Origin of the sequence: Paraburkholderia sp. BL6665CI2N2 (assembly GCF_004366535.1) — a bacterium.
Taxonomy (GTDB): domain Bacteria; phylum Pseudomonadota; class Gammaproteobacteria; order Burkholderiales; family Burkholderiaceae; genus Paraburkholderia.
The window spans coordinates 1483523-1498829 of sequence record NZ_SORC01000001.1 but is presented as its reverse complement, the minus strand read 5'-3'; the positions used below and the strand labels follow the sequence as shown (position 1 = coordinate 1498829).

The following is a 15307-nucleotide window of genomic DNA, read 5'->3' as shown; positions in this document are numbered from 1 at the left end:
CATCATCTCTTTTGGCGTTTCAATTGCACCCGGCTCGCAACCATCAATGAACACTGCACCGGATGCGCCAGTTCGGCGGCAAGGCCGCCGGTCAGGAAGACGGCGATAGCCAGCAGGCGTTTCATGCGTCCTCCAGCACGGAGAGGCTCGCGCCGTCCGCGACTCCCGCTTCCAGACTATACGGATCGACGCCTTCCAGGCAACCGATGTTGACTCGCCACAACTGCGGGTCTTTACGCGTCTGATGAAACGGATAGATGCCGCAATGTTTGCAGAAATAGTGCCGGGCCACCCGCGTGTTGAACTGGTAGAGCGTCAATGAATCTTCGCCGCTCAGGATCTTCAACTCGCTTGCCGGGAACGGCGGCGTCATCAATGCGCCCTTGCGGCGGCACAAGCTGCAGTTGCAGCGGCCAGCCGGGGTGACCGGGCTACGCACTTCGAATTTGACGGCCCCGCAATGGCAGGATCCTTGCAGCAAGTCGGCGCTCATGGTGCTCTCCGTGTTTTGGCAATGCCTGCTTTATAGCCTGGCTCGCACGCGGATTTGTGTCGCAGTGTATCTGGACCTCGTACAGATACACAACATTGCACCCGCGCGGTTTGGGCGACACATGCCAGATACCTGTGGACGCTTCAATACGGTCATTCGCGGCCGATACGCGAACTGCCGTTTTTAGCCTCTTCCTGAAAGGACACTGCCATGCTCTCCGCCTCCAAGATCAAAACGCTCGCCATCGCAAGCGCGCTCGCCGCCGCAGCCGCGAGCGGCATTGCCGCTTTCGCGGGGTCGCCCGAACCGGTCGCGCCCGGCCTCGCAGCCAACGCGGCGGCGCCCGAATTCACCGGCATTTCGCAGTGGCTCAACAGCGAGCCGCTCACGTTGCAGCAATTGCGCGGCAAGGTGGTGCTGGTCGATTTCTGGACTTACACCTGCGGCAATTGCATCAACACGCTGCCTTACGTGAAAAGCTGGAATCAGAAATACAAGGACCAAGGGTTGACGGTGATCGGTGTGCATACGCCCGAGTATCCGTTCGAGCGCGACACCGACAACGTGAAAACCGCCATCAAACGCTTCGGCATCACTTATCCGGTCGCACAGGACAATCGTTATGCGACCTGGAACGCGTACAACAATCAGTACTGGCCGGCTTTCTATCTGCTCGACAAGCAGGGCCGCATTGTCTACACGCATTTCGGCGAAGGCGACTATGCGAAGACGGAAGCGAAGATTCAAGCCCTGCTCGCGCAACAAGGATAAACGCGGGTTCGTATCGGCATGTATCCGCGGATTCCGGCGATCCACAACATTGCAATTCGCCGCTTTCGCGACACATGCCCGATCGTTCGTCACGCAGCTTGAGTGGTTCGCGCGATGAGCGCTTGCACGGCGCGAAGGTCCGCGGCCGTGGCCGGCGCAAAGACGACCATGCTCAGACCTTCGCCGCCATCCACGGCGAAGGCCGAATACTCCAGCGTGATCGGGCCGCCCTGCGAGTGGCGCAGACGCTTCATGCCAATCCAGTGACTGCGCACGTCGTTCTCCGCCCATAAGCGGCGGAAGTCCGCGCTGCTCGCCTGCAGTGCGACGACGAGCGCCGCGGCTTCCGCGGACCCGCCGATGCGCGCGATATCGATGCGAAAGACGGCGAGCGCGGCACGCGCGCTTTCCTCCCAATCCGGCTGGCTTTCACGCACGGCCGGCCCGCCGAACAGACGTCTGAGCACGTTGCGCTCGCGCGCCGGCACCGCGGCGTAGTCGCCGAGCACCGCGACCGCGGCCGCGTTCCAGGCCACGACGTCCCATGTTGGCGTCTTCACGATGGCGGGACTGCTCGGCATGCCATCGAGTACTCTCTGCAAAGCCGGCGTGACCTGCTGCGGCGCGAACGGGCCAAGCGGCGGCGGTCGCTGTTGCGCGAGCAGGAACAGCATCTCGCGGCCCGCCGCGTCGAGTTCCAACGCACGCACGAGCCGTTCAAGCACCTCGTTCGAGGGCAGGCCGCCACGCCCCTGCTCCAGCCACGTGTACCACGCGACGCTGACGTTAGCCCGCGCCGCCACTTCTTCGCGCCGCAAACCCGGCGTGCGACGCCGGCTCGGCGCATCCGGTGCCGGTTGCAAACGTGAGCGGCGATCGCGCAGAAAGCTGCCCAATGAAGTGCATGCAGCGCCGAGTGGATCAGGCGGAGTGTTGACGGGCATAAGGGATCTCGACAATTTTCTCGTGCGTCGGATCCGTGTCATTGCGCCGACGCTACTGTCGATACTCTAGCGCGAATAGAAAATGGAAGCCTGAATGCTGCCGGGCGTGCGCCAGCTTGCTCTGCGTAGGCGACGACCTAGTACTCGACGAGAATCGTCACGCGACGATTCACTGCGCGCGCCGCTGCGTCATCGCCGATGATCAGCGGGAAGTTGTCGGCCCGGCCGATCGCTGCCATTCGGTGCGCTTCGATGCCTTTGTCCACGAAAAAACGAACCACCGCGCCGGCCCTCGCGGAAGACAGTTCCCAATTGGATTCGTATTTCGCCGTGGAAATAGGCACATTGTCCGTATGTCCTTCCACGAGAATGTTGTTCTTCGATCGCTCGCGCAGCACGCCGGCAATCTGATTCAACACGTCGAATGAGTCCGGCAATAAACGCGCGTCGCCAGAATTGAATAGAATTTTTGCGTTGATGGCGATCTCCACGCCTTGGGCCGCGTTCGAAATCGTAATCTGGCGGTTGTCCCGCAGCGGCTCCAGCAGAGCAAGGAGTTGCTTCTTCGAAACATAAGGCGTAGCGGACGCCGCTTCCGTCACCACGTGGCGCTCCAGGGCCTTGATTTCGAGTTCTCTCGTTTTGGCCAATTGCAGCACGTAGAGTGCGAGGAACAACACCATCAACGTGGTGATGAGGTCAGAGTAAGAGATCAGCCAGCGCCCGGATTGCGCCTCGCCTTCATCGGCGGCGTCGTAGCCCGTTTTGTCCGCCATGAGGCGCTTGTTACCCGAGGAGGTGTTCATATCCGAAAAGTTTGCACCCTAGATTATGTGTGATTGCCGTCGAAGCACACTAGCCCAGCAACTCGGCCGATCTTTCCCGCACATCACCTGCGAGCCGCGTCTCGATGGTGTGAGGCGACTCCTTGCGCGAGATCGCGAGCAAGCCGTCGAGATATAAGCGCCTGAAACGCAATTCGCTGTCCACTTGCGCCCGGATCTTTCCATACAACGGCAGAAAGACCAGATTCGCCAACGCAAGGCCGTATAGCGTCGCAACGAAAGCCACGGCGATACCTTGCCCGAGTTGCGCGGGCTCGAGCATATGGCCGGTCACCTGAATCAGACCGAGCACCGCGCCGAGAATACCGAACGTCGGTGCGTAACCGCCTGCCTGTTGCCAGATGCGCGCGGCCAACATGTGATTGCGCTCATACGCATCCAGTTCCCGTTGCAAGGCGTCTTCCAGCACGGCCGTCGAGACACCGTTTGCCAGCAACTCCAGACCTCGCTTGGCAAACGGATTGATGCCGCCCGCCTCGATCGACTCGAACACCAGCATGCCGTTCAACTTCGCCTGATCGCCCCATTCGAGCAGAACTGACAGGCTCTCGCGATCGACCTGCCGCGCTTTCACGAAAGCAAGGCGCAGTTGCTTGATGCCGTCGAAAAACCTCGCCCAGGTGTTTTGAATCATCACTGCACCGAAGGTGCCGCCCAGAACGATGACGAACGCCTCCAACTGAAACAGCGAAGTAAAGTGGCCGCCCTCGAGCGAGAAACCCGCGACGATCGCCGTCACGCCGAACACCGCGCCAAATACAGTCAACAGATCCATACGTCCTCTCGAATCGCCGGCCGCGACTTCGAGCCTCAAAGCCGATACGGCCTGCCGTTTGCGTGTTGCGCGTTAGGCGTCCAGATTGGAAAGCGGCGCGGCCGTGGCCGCCGGAGCTTTGATCGTTCGCACGATCTCCAGAAAGCGTTCTTCGATCTCGGCGACTTCGAGCGGATCGATCTTGATCTCGCGACGCATGACCCACGAGACTTCCTTCTTTCTCGCTTCGGTCATTACCGAAAGCAGCCGCTCGCCGACCGGCTGACCCGTCATGGCGGAAAGCAGTTTTGCGAGGTCGTATGTGTCGAACGCGCTCACCGCTTCGAACAAGGTTCGTTGGTCGACGAACTCCAGATCGTCGAGCGACTTCAGGTCGCTCAGACCGCGGGTATTGCGGCGCGAGAAATAGCTAATGCCTTTCTCCTCGACGTAATTCAGCACCTTGGTCTTGCGAAACGCAAAAAGGTCTTCCGCGATTTCCGCGTGGGACAGTTTGTTGAGAATCACCTTCTTCTCGACGCCGATCAAGGCTTCCAGGTCGTCCAGTTCGATCAGTTCCAGTTCGCTGCTAATGGAGAGATCGAGATCGTGGTCCGCCACCTGTTGGGCACGCTCGGTGATTCGCACGGGATCGAACGTGACCAGTTGCCGGCTCGTTGCACCGTCCTGCGCGGAATAGCGTGCCGAGGCGGTGCTCGGGCGATCGGACCGGCCGGGTTCGAGCGACACGAGGTTGAGTTTCTCCATTCGCTTGAGCATGGCCATTACATGCGGACGCGAATGGCCGGCAATGGCATGACACTTTCTGATTACGTCGGGCAGCGGTACCGAGAACTCCTCGCCTTGCGCGCGACGCATGCGGCCGTCCAGCCTGTCGGCGTTCTCGCCGCCGGCCATCAAAGAAAGGACGTGTGCATAGGAGACGACACCCGGCAGAAAGTCAGCGTGCGTATTGGTGGCAAGGACGTCGTCCTTCTTTTTTATCCGCCGGATCAGCGTGCGTACGATATGGCGAAGCAATGGCGAGACACGCTCGAGTTCCGCCTCCACCACGTTCGCCGCGATGACGGTCAACTGGCAGAAGCTCAGTGCTTTCGCGGTGTGCGCTCGTGGTTCGGGCGGCAATAAAGCCGCCTCGCCAAAAAACTCACCTTTACCCGGCGTCGCGAGAATCACCTTCTTCTCGTCGCACTGGGTGGAGATTTCGACTTTGCCATCCGCAATGACGTAGACGACGGCGTCGCCCGCGAAGCCTTCGGAATAGATGACTTCACCCGGAGCCGCTGTGCGCGACCATGGCGATCGTTGGTGATTCAAGATGATTCCCCCGAAGAGCGATTTCCGTCAGCGCTTGCCGTGCAGAAGGCTCGCACATGTCCGATGGTCCTGATTATTTGACTGGATAACGACATGCAAAACGCAAAGCTTTAATAAATGTAATCGTCAGACTTAATCCCGCAAACGTTTGGGAGCCTGACTGGATAAGGCTTTGCGCGATACCGGCTGTTTCATTTCATGGCAGAAGCACCAGCCGCCGGCGCGCTAAACGTTCAGGAAAATGTAAGACTCAAATTTTTCTTCACAACCGCGAAAAAATTTGGAATAAGCGGAAACCCGATGTGTTCGCCCCTACATGACAGCAACAAACGCTGCACGGTAGTGACGAAACAGGCATGTACACGCGGCTCTCATTGCAAGCGGGTCATGTAGGTGGACAAGCAAAGACGTAGCTTCGCTCAATTCGCAAGGCATCTTTAATCTTTAACTAGTTAGGCATCCAAATGAAAAGCAAACTTTCCGTCATTCTCTCGCTGATCGTTCTTGCTTCGGCAGGTTTCGCGACCCAAGTCTCAGCGAAAGAACATGTGCACACGAACACGCAGCAGTGTGTCGGCCCCGCAGGTTTCTGCACCCCGTACTTCGGCAGCTAAATCAGCATACGTTCCAGGCAATCGTTGCCTCTCAACTCATCGCATTTAAAGGAATTTTTATCATGAAAAAAGCTTTGGTTTGTTTCGCACTCGCCGTCGGCACGTTGGCCGCTCCTGTTCTGAGCTTCGCACAATCGAACGGCCCCGTCACACGTGCTGAAGTGCGCGCCGATCTGGTGCGCCTCGAACAGGCTGGCTACAACCCTTCGCGTGGGGATGACGCCGATTACCCAGCGGCCATTCAGGCTGCCGAAGCAAAGGTCGCCGCGCAGACCGCTCCGCAATCGACGCAGTCGTCGTATGGCGGCGTAGCGCAGAACGGCGGGTCTTCGTCCGGCATGCGCAAGCACGCGTCGACCGATTCCAGCTGCGTCGGCCCCGTCAGTTTCTGCAATGTCTTCTTCGGCAGTTGAATGCCACGTATCGGGAATCCCGTTTCTCGCTTCATATAAACAGGATTCCTACTTTTATCAAGCGATTCGAAATAATTTTTCAAGAAAAATTTCTTACCTAAAACCGGAGTGTGTCATGAAAGTTTTGCCCTTCGTCGCTACGGCGTTGTCGTTGTCTGCCGCCCTTTTCGCCTCGACTGCCGCGATGGCACAAGACGCCAAGCCGCAAACCGCGCCCGTCCACAACATTGTTCTCGTACACGGCGCATGGGTGGACGGTTCCGGGTGGAAGCCGGTCTATGACAGACTGACCAAGGACGGCTATCGCGTCACCATCGTGCAGGAACCGCTAACCTCGCTCGACGACGACGTCGCCGCAACGAAACGTGTGCTCGATCAGGTGAACGGCCCGACGATTCTCGTCGCTCACAGCTACGGCGGCTCGGTCATCACCAAAGCCGGCGTGCATCCGAACGTCGTGGGTCTGGTGTATGTCGCCGCGCACGCACCGGCCGTCGGCGAAGATGAAAGCGATCTTGGCAAGGGTATGCCGAGCTATACATCAAAGCAACCGGGCGCGATCATGAAGACCGGCGACGGATACACTTACCTGAATCCCGCGGATTTCCCGAAGGATTTCGCTGCCGATCTGCCGCTCAAGCAAGCGCAGTTCGAATCGCACTCGCAGATTTTGACGGCCGCGAAAGTCTTTTCTGCCCCGTTGACAGTCGCTGCGTGGACGACCAAGCCGAGTTGGGGCATCGTGGCGGCCGACGACAAGATCATCAACCCTGATCTCGAACGCTGGTACTACGCACGCGCGCATAGCCACACAACGGTGATCCCCGGCGCGAGCCACTCGGTCTATGAATCGCGGCCGAAGGAAGTGGCAGCGGTCATCGAAGACGCGGCGAAGCACGCGCAGTCTTGAACTGGCTTGCGGACGCTCCCGAGCGATTCGAAGAGCTTTTTCTAATCCGGTAATCGCTGCCCGCCACGCTGCTCTTAGAGCGTGTGTTAGGCACGTTGGGTTGGACCTGGTATCCTGGTGGCATGAAAAGAGCGGACCGCAAAGGGTATCCGAGTGATGTATCCCACGAAGAGCGGAGCTTCGCGGCACCGTATCTAACGCTGATGGACGTCAGCGCGCCGCAGCGTAAATATGAAGATGCCATTTGGATTGCAGGTGATCGAACTGCAGGAGGCAAAAAAGGGCTTTGTCCTGCTGCGCCGGCGGTGGGTGGTCGAGCGCAGTTTGGCCGGCTTAACCGATTCCGCCGCCTCGCGCGTGACTACGAAAGGCTACCCGGAGCGAGAGCGCTTCTTCCAACCCTCGGCCCTACCAGCTATTTGCATCTCGTCCGGTCAATTCGTGCGCGAATGCACTTCCGTCCTCAAAGCCTGAACGACACGCTCGATCACACCGTCCCAATCACCCGGTTTCTGCTGTCTGAAAAGTCGCGCCGACGGATACCAAGGCGAATCATCGCGGTCCCTAAGCCATCGCCAGCATGCATCGAAACGGGACAGGATCCAGACTGGCCTGTCCAGCGCGCCGGCGAGATGAGCCGTTGAAGTGTCGACGGCGATCACCAGATCCAGACACTCGATAATCGCGGCCGTGTCTGCGAAGTCGGCCACTTCACCCATCGGATCGAGCGGACGAATAGCCGACGGAATGCTCCCGAGTTGCGGGCGCGTGGTTTCGCCCACTTGCAGACTAACGAAGGTGACGTTCGGCACTTCAAGCAAAGGCATAAGGGCTTGCGCGTTGAGTGAACGACGACGGTCGGCTGCGTTCTCAGCAGCCGTGCCTAGTTTCGCTTCGCCGGCCCAGACCAGTCCGACCTTGAAGCCGTCGAGGCGCACGCGCCGCTTCCAGAGTGCCCGCCTTTCATCCGGCACGCGAAGATATGGCGTATCGGCAGGAATGCTGTCGACGGTTGTGCCAAAGCGAAGCGGCAGACTCATCAGGAAACACCAGTAGTCGTGGTCAGGAACATCACGCACCGGGCCCGGCTCGATGCAGGCATCGACGCCCTTGATGCTTTCGATCAATGGCCGGAGCGCCGGATTGCAGATCACGCTTAGACGAGTCAACCCAAGCGGTTTAAGCAAGGTCAAATAACGGCAGAACTGCAGGAAATCGCCATAACCCTGCTCGTGCATCACGACAAGGGTCTTTCCATGCAACGGTTCACCTTGCCACACCGGAAAGTCGAAATCGGGAGGCATCGAAATCGCTTTGCCATCGACTTCGACCGTACGCGCCTCATACAGGCGCCAGTCTTCGTCAAAACGGCCCTCGCCCAGAAGCATTAGCGACAGATCCCATTGAGCGCCGACGTGATTGGGCTTGTGTTTGAGCACATGGCGGAACAGGGCTTCCGCTGTCTTCGACTGAGATGACGTTTCCGCTTCCAGAAATCGCCAGCGAAGTCCCGATTGCGCGCGAGCCAACAATCGTGTCGCTGTTGGCGAGGTTCGACACGTTACCGGCATCGTTCTCCAAAACTGCGACATCCGAGAAGCCACGCAGACCTAAAGATGCCCACACGATGCGTAAAAAATTGTCTTTTTCCGTGAATAAAAATTTTAACCATTCCACAAAACTGAAATAACTTGCCTAAATTTTAAGGTGACCCCGAAATTGTAGGGCCGCCTCCGCTATAGGCATATTTGCGATAGCCATTGCATCAGTCATTGGCACATAATGTAAGGCCTTTTTCTCTATCCGTCGCACTCATTTATGGAAGTCTTCGACGCCGCGCTCGCTGCGCATCGCAATGGTCGTTTGAGCGACGCCGAGCGCGGCTATCGCGCGCTGCTACAAGACGATCCCCGACACTCGGACGCACTGCATCTGCTTGGGCTGATTGTTTGGGCAAAAGACTCGACAACCGAAGCCGAGTGCCTGTTGCGCGAGGCCATCGCGATCCGCGAAGACGCAGTCTATCTCACCAACCTTGCCAACTTGCTAGCCGAATCGGGTCGCCGTCAGGAGGCCGAGTCGATGCTTCATCGCGCGCTCGCAATCGCGCCTTCATACGCACTAGCGCATTACAACCTCGGAACGCTGCTGGCGGAGACGAACCGTTTCGACGAAGCTGAGCGGGCACTGCGCGATGCGCTCGCCTGCGACGCCCAGCTACAGGAGGCATGGACCAACCTCGGCAATCTGCTAATAAAGTGCGAGCGCCATACCGAAGCCGTCGACGCCTACCGCCGCGCGCTTCACCTCGATCCTGAAGGGGCCGCTGCGCATCGCGATCTGGGTATCGCCCTTACCAAAGCGTCCCGCTTCACCGAGGCCGAAGTAGCATTGCAGGATGCGATCCAACGTGATCCTCACTGTCCGGAGGCCCACGCGGACCTTGCTGCTGTCTATGTCTACACGCTGCGGTGGATCGATGCGGAAACGGCGTGCCGGCGAGCTCTCTCGCTCGATTCCACGCATCTGAATGCACTCTGCAACCTGGCCAAAGTACTGTGTAAGACCGATCGACTTGAAGAAGCTGAAACGGTTCTTCGTCGCAACATCCTCACGGAAAGCAATGACCACGGCGCGAACTCAGGCGACACGAACGACCATGCGTGCCCACAGCGCCGCGCACAGTATGCCGGCGCATTGCATCTGCTTGGTGTGGTCCTATTGGAACGCGGTGAGACCGACGAGGCGCAACAGCTATTCCGATCCGCGATTTCAATCGACGCAAATGCGGTGTATCTGACCAGCCTCGGCGATCTGCTGGTTGAGAACCGGGGATATGACGACGCAGTCGACGCCTATCGCGCGGCAATGGCTCGCTCTCCTACGCATGCGGGGGCGCATCGCGGTCTGGGTGTAGCTCTCACTCACAAGAAAAGCTTCGCTGAAGCCGAGGCAGTCCTGAAGGAAGCGCTCAGACTCGAACCCGATTCAGCGGATACATACACAACGCTCGCCGCTGTTTATGCGCACACACGACGCTGGAACGATGCGGAGATGGCGTGCCGCCGCGCGCTTCAGATCGACGGTAAGCATCGGACCGCGCTGCACAACCTGGCCGGTATCATGTGTTATACCGACCGGGTCAGCGATGCCGAGAAGCTGTTTCGCGAGGCTATCGCGAGAGAGCCATACAACGCCAACGAGCGTTTCGGTCTCGGGCAGTTATTATTATCGCAAGGTCGTTATGAAGAAGGATGGATGCTCAACGAGGCGCGCCTTTCACCAGACCATGAAGCGCCGACAATACCGTGGCTCGATTTAACGTGTCCAAAGTGGGACGGCGAATCACTCGCCGGAAAGACGTTGCTGCTGGTTCACGAGCAAGGCTTCGGCGATTCCATCCAGTTCGCGCGTTACGTTCCACTACTGAAGGCACTGGGTGCGCGCAGCGTGAACATTATTTGCGAGGCGCCGCTCAAGCCACTACTGCAAACTGTTGATGGCATCGATCGTGTCTTCTTGCCTAACGAACATCGTCCGCAATTCGATTTCTGGGCATTTTTTATGAGCCTTCCTTTCCATCTTGGGACACGCATCGACACGATTCCTGATCGCCTGCCTTACCTGCGCACGCTGCCAGCGCGTGTCGACATGTGGCGCACGCGTCTGCCCAAGCGGGGCCCGAAGATTGGTTTGGTATGGAAAGGCAGTCCGGCTAATGTGCGTGATGCACTTCGCTCGCTGCCGTCTCTGGCAACGCTGCGCCCACTTACGGAGAACACAGGCGCCACGTGGATCAGTCTGCAAAAGGGATCGGGCGAAGCAGAGGCCGTCGACGCCCCGTTCGCAATCACCGCGCTCGGCCCGGATATCCGCGATCTCGCCGATACGGCAGCTATCGTCGCGCAACTTGACCTCCTAATTTCAGTCGATACCGCGACGGTACACGTTGCGGGCGCACTGAATGTGCCGTGCTGGGTGCTGCTACCTTATGGCAGTCATGCCGACTGGCGCTGGCTGCGGGAACCTGAAGCCGCGTCGCCATGGTATCCAAACGTCATGCGGCTATTCCGGCAGCGCGCGGACGGCGATTGGGATGATGTCATGAGCCGCGTTGGCTTCGCACTCGGCGAGTGGGTGGCAGCCTGGCAGAATCGCTCGCGGGAATCTCCGTGAATGATCGTGCGTCGAATGTGAGCGGATTCGCCTGTAGATGATTCGTGGCTGTTGGGCGCTACCTCCTGCGCCTCCTTCCCATACTCATCGGCAGCAGAACCGCCGCACAGGTCACGGGATTTGAGACTGCAACCGCATGTTAGGGCCATGGCCGTAACCACTGGTCTCACCCATGAACAGGAGCGCGCATAGGTAGCAGAGCTTGCGCGTCAGGTTCAGCAGGTAACCGGGCAACACTCAAAGTGGCTTTTTCGGATCAGGGATACACGGGCGAAGACGCAGCGCAGGCCGCACGTGATGAAGGCATTGAGCTGCAGGTGATCAAACTGCAGGAGGCAAAAAAGGGCCTTGTCCTGCTGCCCCGGCGGTGGATGGTCGAGCGCAGTTTTGGCTGGCTTAACCGATTCCGCCGCCTCGCGCGTGATTACGAGAGGCTACCCGAAACACTTGCCGGGCTTCATTTCGTGGTCTTCACCATGCTCATGCTTGTTCACGCAGCACCAGTACTCCAAAGTCCCTAACACGCTCCACACTCTAGCGTGGCGATGCTCGTGGGCGCTCGATCCTCAAACGAAGATCGATTTTGCACATCGCGCGAAGCATGCCACTGCACAGATATCCCAAGCGACATTGAACTGACCACCGCGAAAAAAAGCCCGCTTTCGCGGGCAACCCTTCTCAACACGACACACAACCACTTCAACCCTTCGTAGCCCCAAACGTCAACCCGGCGACAAAATGCTTCTGCATTGCAAAGAACATCGCCACCGAAGGCAATGCCGCGAGAATCGATCCTGCCGAGACGAGATTCCACGCCGTCGTCCACTGCCCTTTCAGCGCGGCCACGCCCACGGTAATCGGCGCGGCATCGTCACCTTGAGTCAGACACAGCGCCCAGAAGTAGTCGTTCCAGACGAACGTGAACACTAAAATCGCCAATGCGGCGAGCGCCGGCCGGATCAACGGCAGCACGATCCTGAAGAACACCGTCCACTCATTCGCGCCCTCGATGCGCGCCGCCTCGACCAGTTCGAACGGCAGCTGCTTGATGAAGTTGCGCAGAAATAGTGCGCAAAACCCGGTCTGAAACGACACATGAAACAGAATCAGCGCACTGACGGTATTGAAAAGCCCGAGTTGCAACGACAAATCCCGCACTGGAATCATCAACACCTGGACCGGCACGAAATTCCCTGCCACGAATGTCGCGAACAAAGTCGAATTGCCACGGAACCGGTAGATCGCCAGAGCGAAGCCGGCCATCGCCGCCAACGCAATCGAGCCCACCACGGCAGGCACCGTGATCAACACGCTGTTCCAGAAGTAATGCAGCATCGGCGACGTGGTCAGCGCCTCGCGATAATTATCGAACATCGCGAAGTGCTTCGGCCATCCCCAATAGTTGCCCTCGCTCAGCTCTTCTGTCGAACGCACGGACGTGACGAGCACGGCGATCATCGGCAGCAGCCAGATCAGCAGCGCGACCGGCAGCGTCAATTTGTAGATGCGGCGAGTGGCCGGCTTCCATTTGTCGATGGGAATCGGAAACATGGTCGGCTCCTTATTGCTCGGCGCGCAGCATCCGCCGCAAGTGATAGACGATGTACACCAGCATGATGGCGAACAGCACGACCGCCACCGCCGCCGAATAGCCGATGCGGTAGTACTTGATCGCTTGGTCGTACATGTAATACGCGAGCACGGTCGAGCTTTCGAACGGACCGCCGCTCGTCATTACCGAGATCAGATCGAAACTGCGCAGCGCGCCGATAATCGTCACGACGATCGCCATGAATGTGGTGGGCCGCAGTTGCGGCAGGATCACGTGCCACAGCATCGACCAGCCGCGCGCGCCTTCCATGCGCGCGGCCTCGATCTGCTCGGCGTTCAGCGAGGTCAGCCCGGTCAGATAGAGAATCATGCAATAGGCGGTTTGCGGCCACAGTGCCGCGAACACGATCCCGAACGTCGCATAGCGCGGGTCGCCGAGCACTGGCACGCCGTGGCCAAGAATCATCGCGAGCAGACCGAAGGTCGGGTCGTAAAACCACGAGAAGATCAAGCCGACCACCACGCCCGACAACACGAACGGCGCGAAGAATAGCGATTTGACGATACGGATGCCGGCCACCGCCTGATTCAGATACAGCGCGACGGCGAGTCCCATCGGCGGAGCGAGCAGGAACAGCAGCAGCCAGATGACGTTGTTCTTGAGCGCCGTATAGAACGTCTGCGCATGAAACAACTCGACGTAGTTCGCGAGTCCGACGAAAGACGGCTCACTCATCCCATCCCAGTTGAAAAAGCTCAGGCGAATGGTGGAGAGGATCGGCCACACCACGTAGATGGCCACCATTACGCAGGCCGGCGCGAGGAACAGAAAAGCGGCGCGCCGCTGCCGGCGCGCGGTGGGCGACGGCCCGCGCCGCCGCGAACTGGCCGGCTTGCCGCCGCGCACGGCGCCGCCCGGCGCGGGCAACCCCGGGCCGCCGGGTTCAGCATGACCGCCGACAGTGTGGCGGGTGACGGAATGCGACACAATCGTTCTCCTGTCGACCAGAGTTGGCGCTTTAGCTGTCGACTGGAGTTCGCGCTTTAGCGCGCTACTCCAGTCCCATGCAGAGCACTTACTCTGGTCCCATGCAGAGCTGTCGACCAGAGTTGGCGCTTTAGCTGTCGACTGGAGTTCGCGCTTTAGCGCGCTACTCCAGTCCCATGCAGAGCACTTACTCCGATCCCATATGCAACTCAACGCAACGGAAGGCGGCCTGACGGCCGCCGCCGCTCACTTCTTGTAGATCCGTTTGCGCGTCTGCTCAAGTTGCGCAAGCACGTCGTCTAGCTTCGTGGGGTCGGAGATGAACTGCTGCATCCCCTTCATACCTTCGTCGGCCATTTCCTTCGTCATGTCGCGATCATAGAACTGCGCGATGCCGCCCTTTGTGTTCGCAAGAATCTGGAAGCCGATCTTGGAGATCGGATCTTCCGGTTCCGGCGACTTGCTGTTGGCCGACAGCGAGCCGAGTCCGGTCGCCAGCTTCGCGCCGATTTCCGGCGTCTCGACGAACGCGAGGAACGTATGTGCATCCGCCTTGTTCTTCGCCTTCGACGGAATATGCAGCGATTCCACCGGGCCGTCTTCAGCAGTCGGCACCTTTGCGTCGATGATCGGGAACTGGAAGTAGCCCATTTCCGGCTTCACGTTCGGCGGGAAACCCGCGGTGATGAAGGTGCCCATCAGCATCATCGCGGCCTTCCCCTGGAATAGGAACGGCTGCACCGAATCGAGATCGTAGGAGAGCGAGTTGTCGATGAAATAGCCTGCATCGATCAATTGCTTCCACGTCGTGTAAACCTTCTTCACGCGCGGATCGGTGTACGGAATCTCGCCCGCCATCAGCTTCTGATGGAACGCGTTGCCGTTCAAACGCAGGTCCAGATAATCGAACCAACCTGCGAGGGTCCACGAATCGCGGCCCGCCACGGCGATCGGCGCGATGCCGGCGGCCTTCAGCTTCTTGCAGTCCTCGAGAAACTGATCCCATGTTTTCGGCTCGCCGTTAATGCCGACCTTCTGGAACAGATCCTTGCGATAGAACATGCCCCACGAGTAGTACACGGTCGGCGCGGCGTACTGCTTGCCCTTATACGACGACGCCTCTTTGGTCGACGCATACATGTCGTTCCAACCGTTCTTCGCCCAGTCGCCGCTCAGGTCTTCGAACAGGCCGCGCTGCGCGTAATAGGCCATGCGTTCGCCGTCATGCCAGTTGACGATGTCGGGCGCGACCGTCGTCAGCCAGCCGGGCAATTGCACCTTGTACGCTTCTTCGTCGACGAACGACACTTTCACGTCGATGCCGGGATGCGCCTTCTTGAAGTCGTCGATGACCGACTGCCAGACCGCGCGCTGGCTCGCGCCCTTGAACGCGATATTGGCGGTGAGCGTACCCGCCTGCGCCGTGCTGACCGCTGACGTCCCCACCGCCGCGGCGGCCAGCGCGAGTGCCAACAGAATCTTGCGTGGTTTCATTTTCATGTTGCCTGTC

14 protein-coding genes and 3 pseudogenes are annotated in these 15307 nt (G+C 59.1%); 7 read left to right on the top strand and 10 right to left on the bottom strand.

What is annotated here, in order from left to right:
* Positions 1 to 2 precede the first annotated feature (2 nt).
* Entirely contained in the window at positions 3 to 125 is a 123-nt protein-coding gene (locus B0G81_RS45335) for a hypothetical protein (protein WP_258193143.1), read from the bottom strand.
* On the bottom strand, positions 122 to 493 hold the full coding sequence (locus B0G81_RS06735; protein WP_106277324.1) for a GFA family protein: 372 nt from the start codon (positions 491 to 493) through the stop codon (positions 122 to 124). Before B0G81_RS06735 ends, B0G81_RS45335 begins: the two co-directional genes overlap by 4 nt.
* 210 nt (positions 494 to 703) lie before the next feature.
* On the opposite strand from B0G81_RS06735, the gene B0G81_RS06730 reads away from it, so the two are divergent.
* Positions 704 to 1264, top strand: a complete 561-nt coding sequence (locus B0G81_RS06730; protein WP_134133959.1) for a thioredoxin family protein — start codon at positions 704 to 706, stop codon at positions 1262 to 1264.
* Between the two features lie 89 nt (positions 1265 to 1353).
* Here B0G81_RS06730 and B0G81_RS06725 read toward each other — a convergent pair whose 3' ends face one another.
* The 4 genes from B0G81_RS06725 to B0G81_RS06710 all read right to left on the bottom strand — a co-directional run bounded on the left by B0G81_RS06725 (position 1354) and on the right by B0G81_RS06710 (position 5145).
* On the bottom strand, positions 1354 to 2208 hold the full coding sequence (locus B0G81_RS06725) for a helix-turn-helix transcriptional regulator (protein WP_134133958.1): 855 nt from the start codon (positions 2206 to 2208) through the stop codon (positions 1354 to 1356).
* A gap of 137 nt (positions 2209 to 2345) precedes the next feature.
* Positions 2346 to 3014: an OmpA family protein gene (locus tag B0G81_RS06720; protein WP_134133957.1), complete on the bottom strand. Its 669-nt coding sequence runs from the start codon at positions 3012 to 3014 to the stop codon at positions 2346 to 2348.
* A 49-nt stretch (positions 3015 to 3063) separates the two neighbouring features.
* A complete protein-coding gene (locus tag B0G81_RS06715; RefSeq protein WP_116145606.1) occupies positions 3064 to 3828 on the bottom strand; it encodes a flagellar motor protein in 765 nt (254 codons plus the stop codon).
* A gap of 72 nt (positions 3829 to 3900) precedes the next feature.
* Positions 3901 to 5145 (bottom strand): Crp/Fnr family transcriptional regulator, encoded by a 1245-nt coding sequence (locus B0G81_RS06710; RefSeq protein ID WP_134133956.1) that lies wholly within the window; start codon positions 5143 to 5145, stop codon positions 3901 to 3903.
* 676 nt (positions 5146 to 5821) lie between these two features.
* Between B0G81_RS06710 and B0G81_RS06705 the strand changes: the two genes are divergently transcribed.
* The 4 genes and pseudogenes from B0G81_RS06705 to B0G81_RS06690 form a co-directional block, all read left to right on the top strand.
* Positions 5822 to 6172, top strand: coding sequence for a DUF4148 domain-containing protein (locus B0G81_RS06705; RefSeq protein WP_134133955.1), 351 nt, complete (start codon positions 5822 to 5824; stop codon positions 6170 to 6172).
* A gap of 115 nt (positions 6173 to 6287) precedes the next feature.
* On the top strand, positions 6288 to 7082 hold the full coding sequence (locus B0G81_RS06700) for an alpha/beta hydrolase (protein WP_134133954.1): 795 nt from the start codon (positions 6288 to 6290) through the stop codon (positions 7080 to 7082).
* Positions 7083 to 7204: 122 nt separating this feature from the next.
* Positions 7205 to 7315 (top strand): annotated as a pseudogene (locus B0G81_RS06695) (IS5/IS1182 family transposase); the annotation flags it as partial.
* 16 nt (positions 7316 to 7331) lie between these two features.
* Positions 7332 to 7453 (top strand): annotated as a pseudogene (locus B0G81_RS06690) (IS5/IS1182 family transposase); the annotation flags it as partial.
* A gap of 63 nt (positions 7454 to 7516) precedes the next feature.
* Here B0G81_RS06690 and B0G81_RS06685 read toward each other — a convergent pair.
* Positions 7517 to 8611, bottom strand: a complete 1095-nt coding sequence (locus B0G81_RS06685; protein ID WP_166678901.1) for a glycosyltransferase family 9 protein — start codon at positions 8609 to 8611, stop codon at positions 7517 to 7519.
* Positions 8612 to 8900: 289 nt separating this feature from the next.
* Between B0G81_RS06685 and B0G81_RS06680 the strand changes: the two genes are divergently transcribed.
* Both B0G81_RS06680 and B0G81_RS44430 read left to right on the top strand, forming a co-directional pair.
* The gene (locus tag B0G81_RS06680; RefSeq protein WP_134133952.1) at positions 8901 to 11258 is read left to right on the top strand and encodes a tetratricopeptide repeat protein; all 2358 of its coding nucleotides are present in this window, start codon (positions 8901 to 8903) and stop codon (positions 11256 to 11258) included.
* 236 nt (positions 11259 to 11494) lie between these two features.
* A pseudogene (locus B0G81_RS44430) lies at positions 11495 to 11779 on the top strand (transposase); the annotation flags it as partial.
* A gap of 178 nt (positions 11780 to 11957) precedes the next feature.
* Here B0G81_RS44430 and B0G81_RS06670 read toward each other — a convergent pair.
* The 3 genes from B0G81_RS06670 to B0G81_RS06660 all read right to left on the bottom strand — a co-directional run bounded on the left by B0G81_RS06670 (position 11958) and on the right by B0G81_RS06660 (position 15297).
* A complete protein-coding gene (locus B0G81_RS06670) occupies positions 11958 to 12809 on the bottom strand; it encodes a carbohydrate ABC transporter permease (protein ID WP_106277313.1) in 852 nt (283 codons plus the stop codon).
* Positions 12810 to 12819: 10 nt separating this feature from the next.
* Positions 12820 to 13797: a sugar ABC transporter permease gene (locus B0G81_RS06665; protein WP_106277311.1), complete on the bottom strand. Its 978-nt coding sequence runs from the start codon at positions 13795 to 13797 to the stop codon at positions 12820 to 12822.
* Between the two features lie 246 nt (positions 13798 to 14043).
* Positions 14044 to 15297, bottom strand: a complete 1254-nt coding sequence (locus B0G81_RS06660) for an ABC transporter substrate-binding protein (RefSeq protein WP_116123536.1) — start codon at positions 15295 to 15297, stop codon at positions 14044 to 14046.
* Positions 15298 to 15307: the final 10 nt, after the last annotated feature.

Coding starts and splice junctions, on each gene's coding strand:
- B0G81_RS45335 (WP_258193143.1), bottom strand. CDS start 125: ATGAAACGCCTGCTGGCTATCGCCGTCTTCCTGACCGGCGGCCTTGCC.
- B0G81_RS06735 (WP_106277324.1), bottom strand. CDS start 493: ATGAGCGCCGACTTGCTGCAAGGATCCTGCCATTGCGGGGCCGTCAAA.
- B0G81_RS06730 (WP_134133959.1), top strand. CDS start 704: ATGCTCTCCGCCTCCAAGATCAAAACGCTCGCCATCGCAAGCGCGCTC.
- B0G81_RS06725 (WP_134133958.1), bottom strand. CDS start 2,208: ATGCCCGTCAACACTCCGCCTGATCCACTCGGCGCTGCATGCACTTCA.
- B0G81_RS06720 (WP_134133957.1), bottom strand. CDS start 3,014: ATGAACACCTCCTCGGGTAACAAGCGCCTCATGGCGGACAAAACGGGC.
- B0G81_RS06715 (WP_116145606.1), bottom strand. CDS start 3,828: ATGGATCTGTTGACTGTATTTGGCGCGGTGTTCGGCGTGACGGCGATC.
- B0G81_RS06705 (WP_134133955.1), top strand. CDS start 5,822: ATGAAAAAAGCTTTGGTTTGTTTCGCACTCGCCGTCGGCACGTTGGCC.
- B0G81_RS06700 (WP_134133954.1), top strand. CDS start 6,288: ATGAAAGTTTTGCCCTTCGTCGCTACGGCGTTGTCGTTGTCTGCCGCC.
- B0G81_RS06680 (WP_134133952.1), top strand. CDS start 8,901: ATGGAAGTCTTCGACGCCGCGCTCGCTGCGCATCGCAATGGTCGTTTG.
- B0G81_RS06670 (WP_106277313.1), bottom strand. CDS start 12,809: ATGTTTCCGATTCCCATCGACAAATGGAAGCCGGCCACTCGCCGCATC.
- B0G81_RS06660 (WP_116123536.1), bottom strand. CDS start 15,297: ATGAAAATGAAACCACGCAAGATTCTGTTGGCACTCGCGCTGGCCGCC.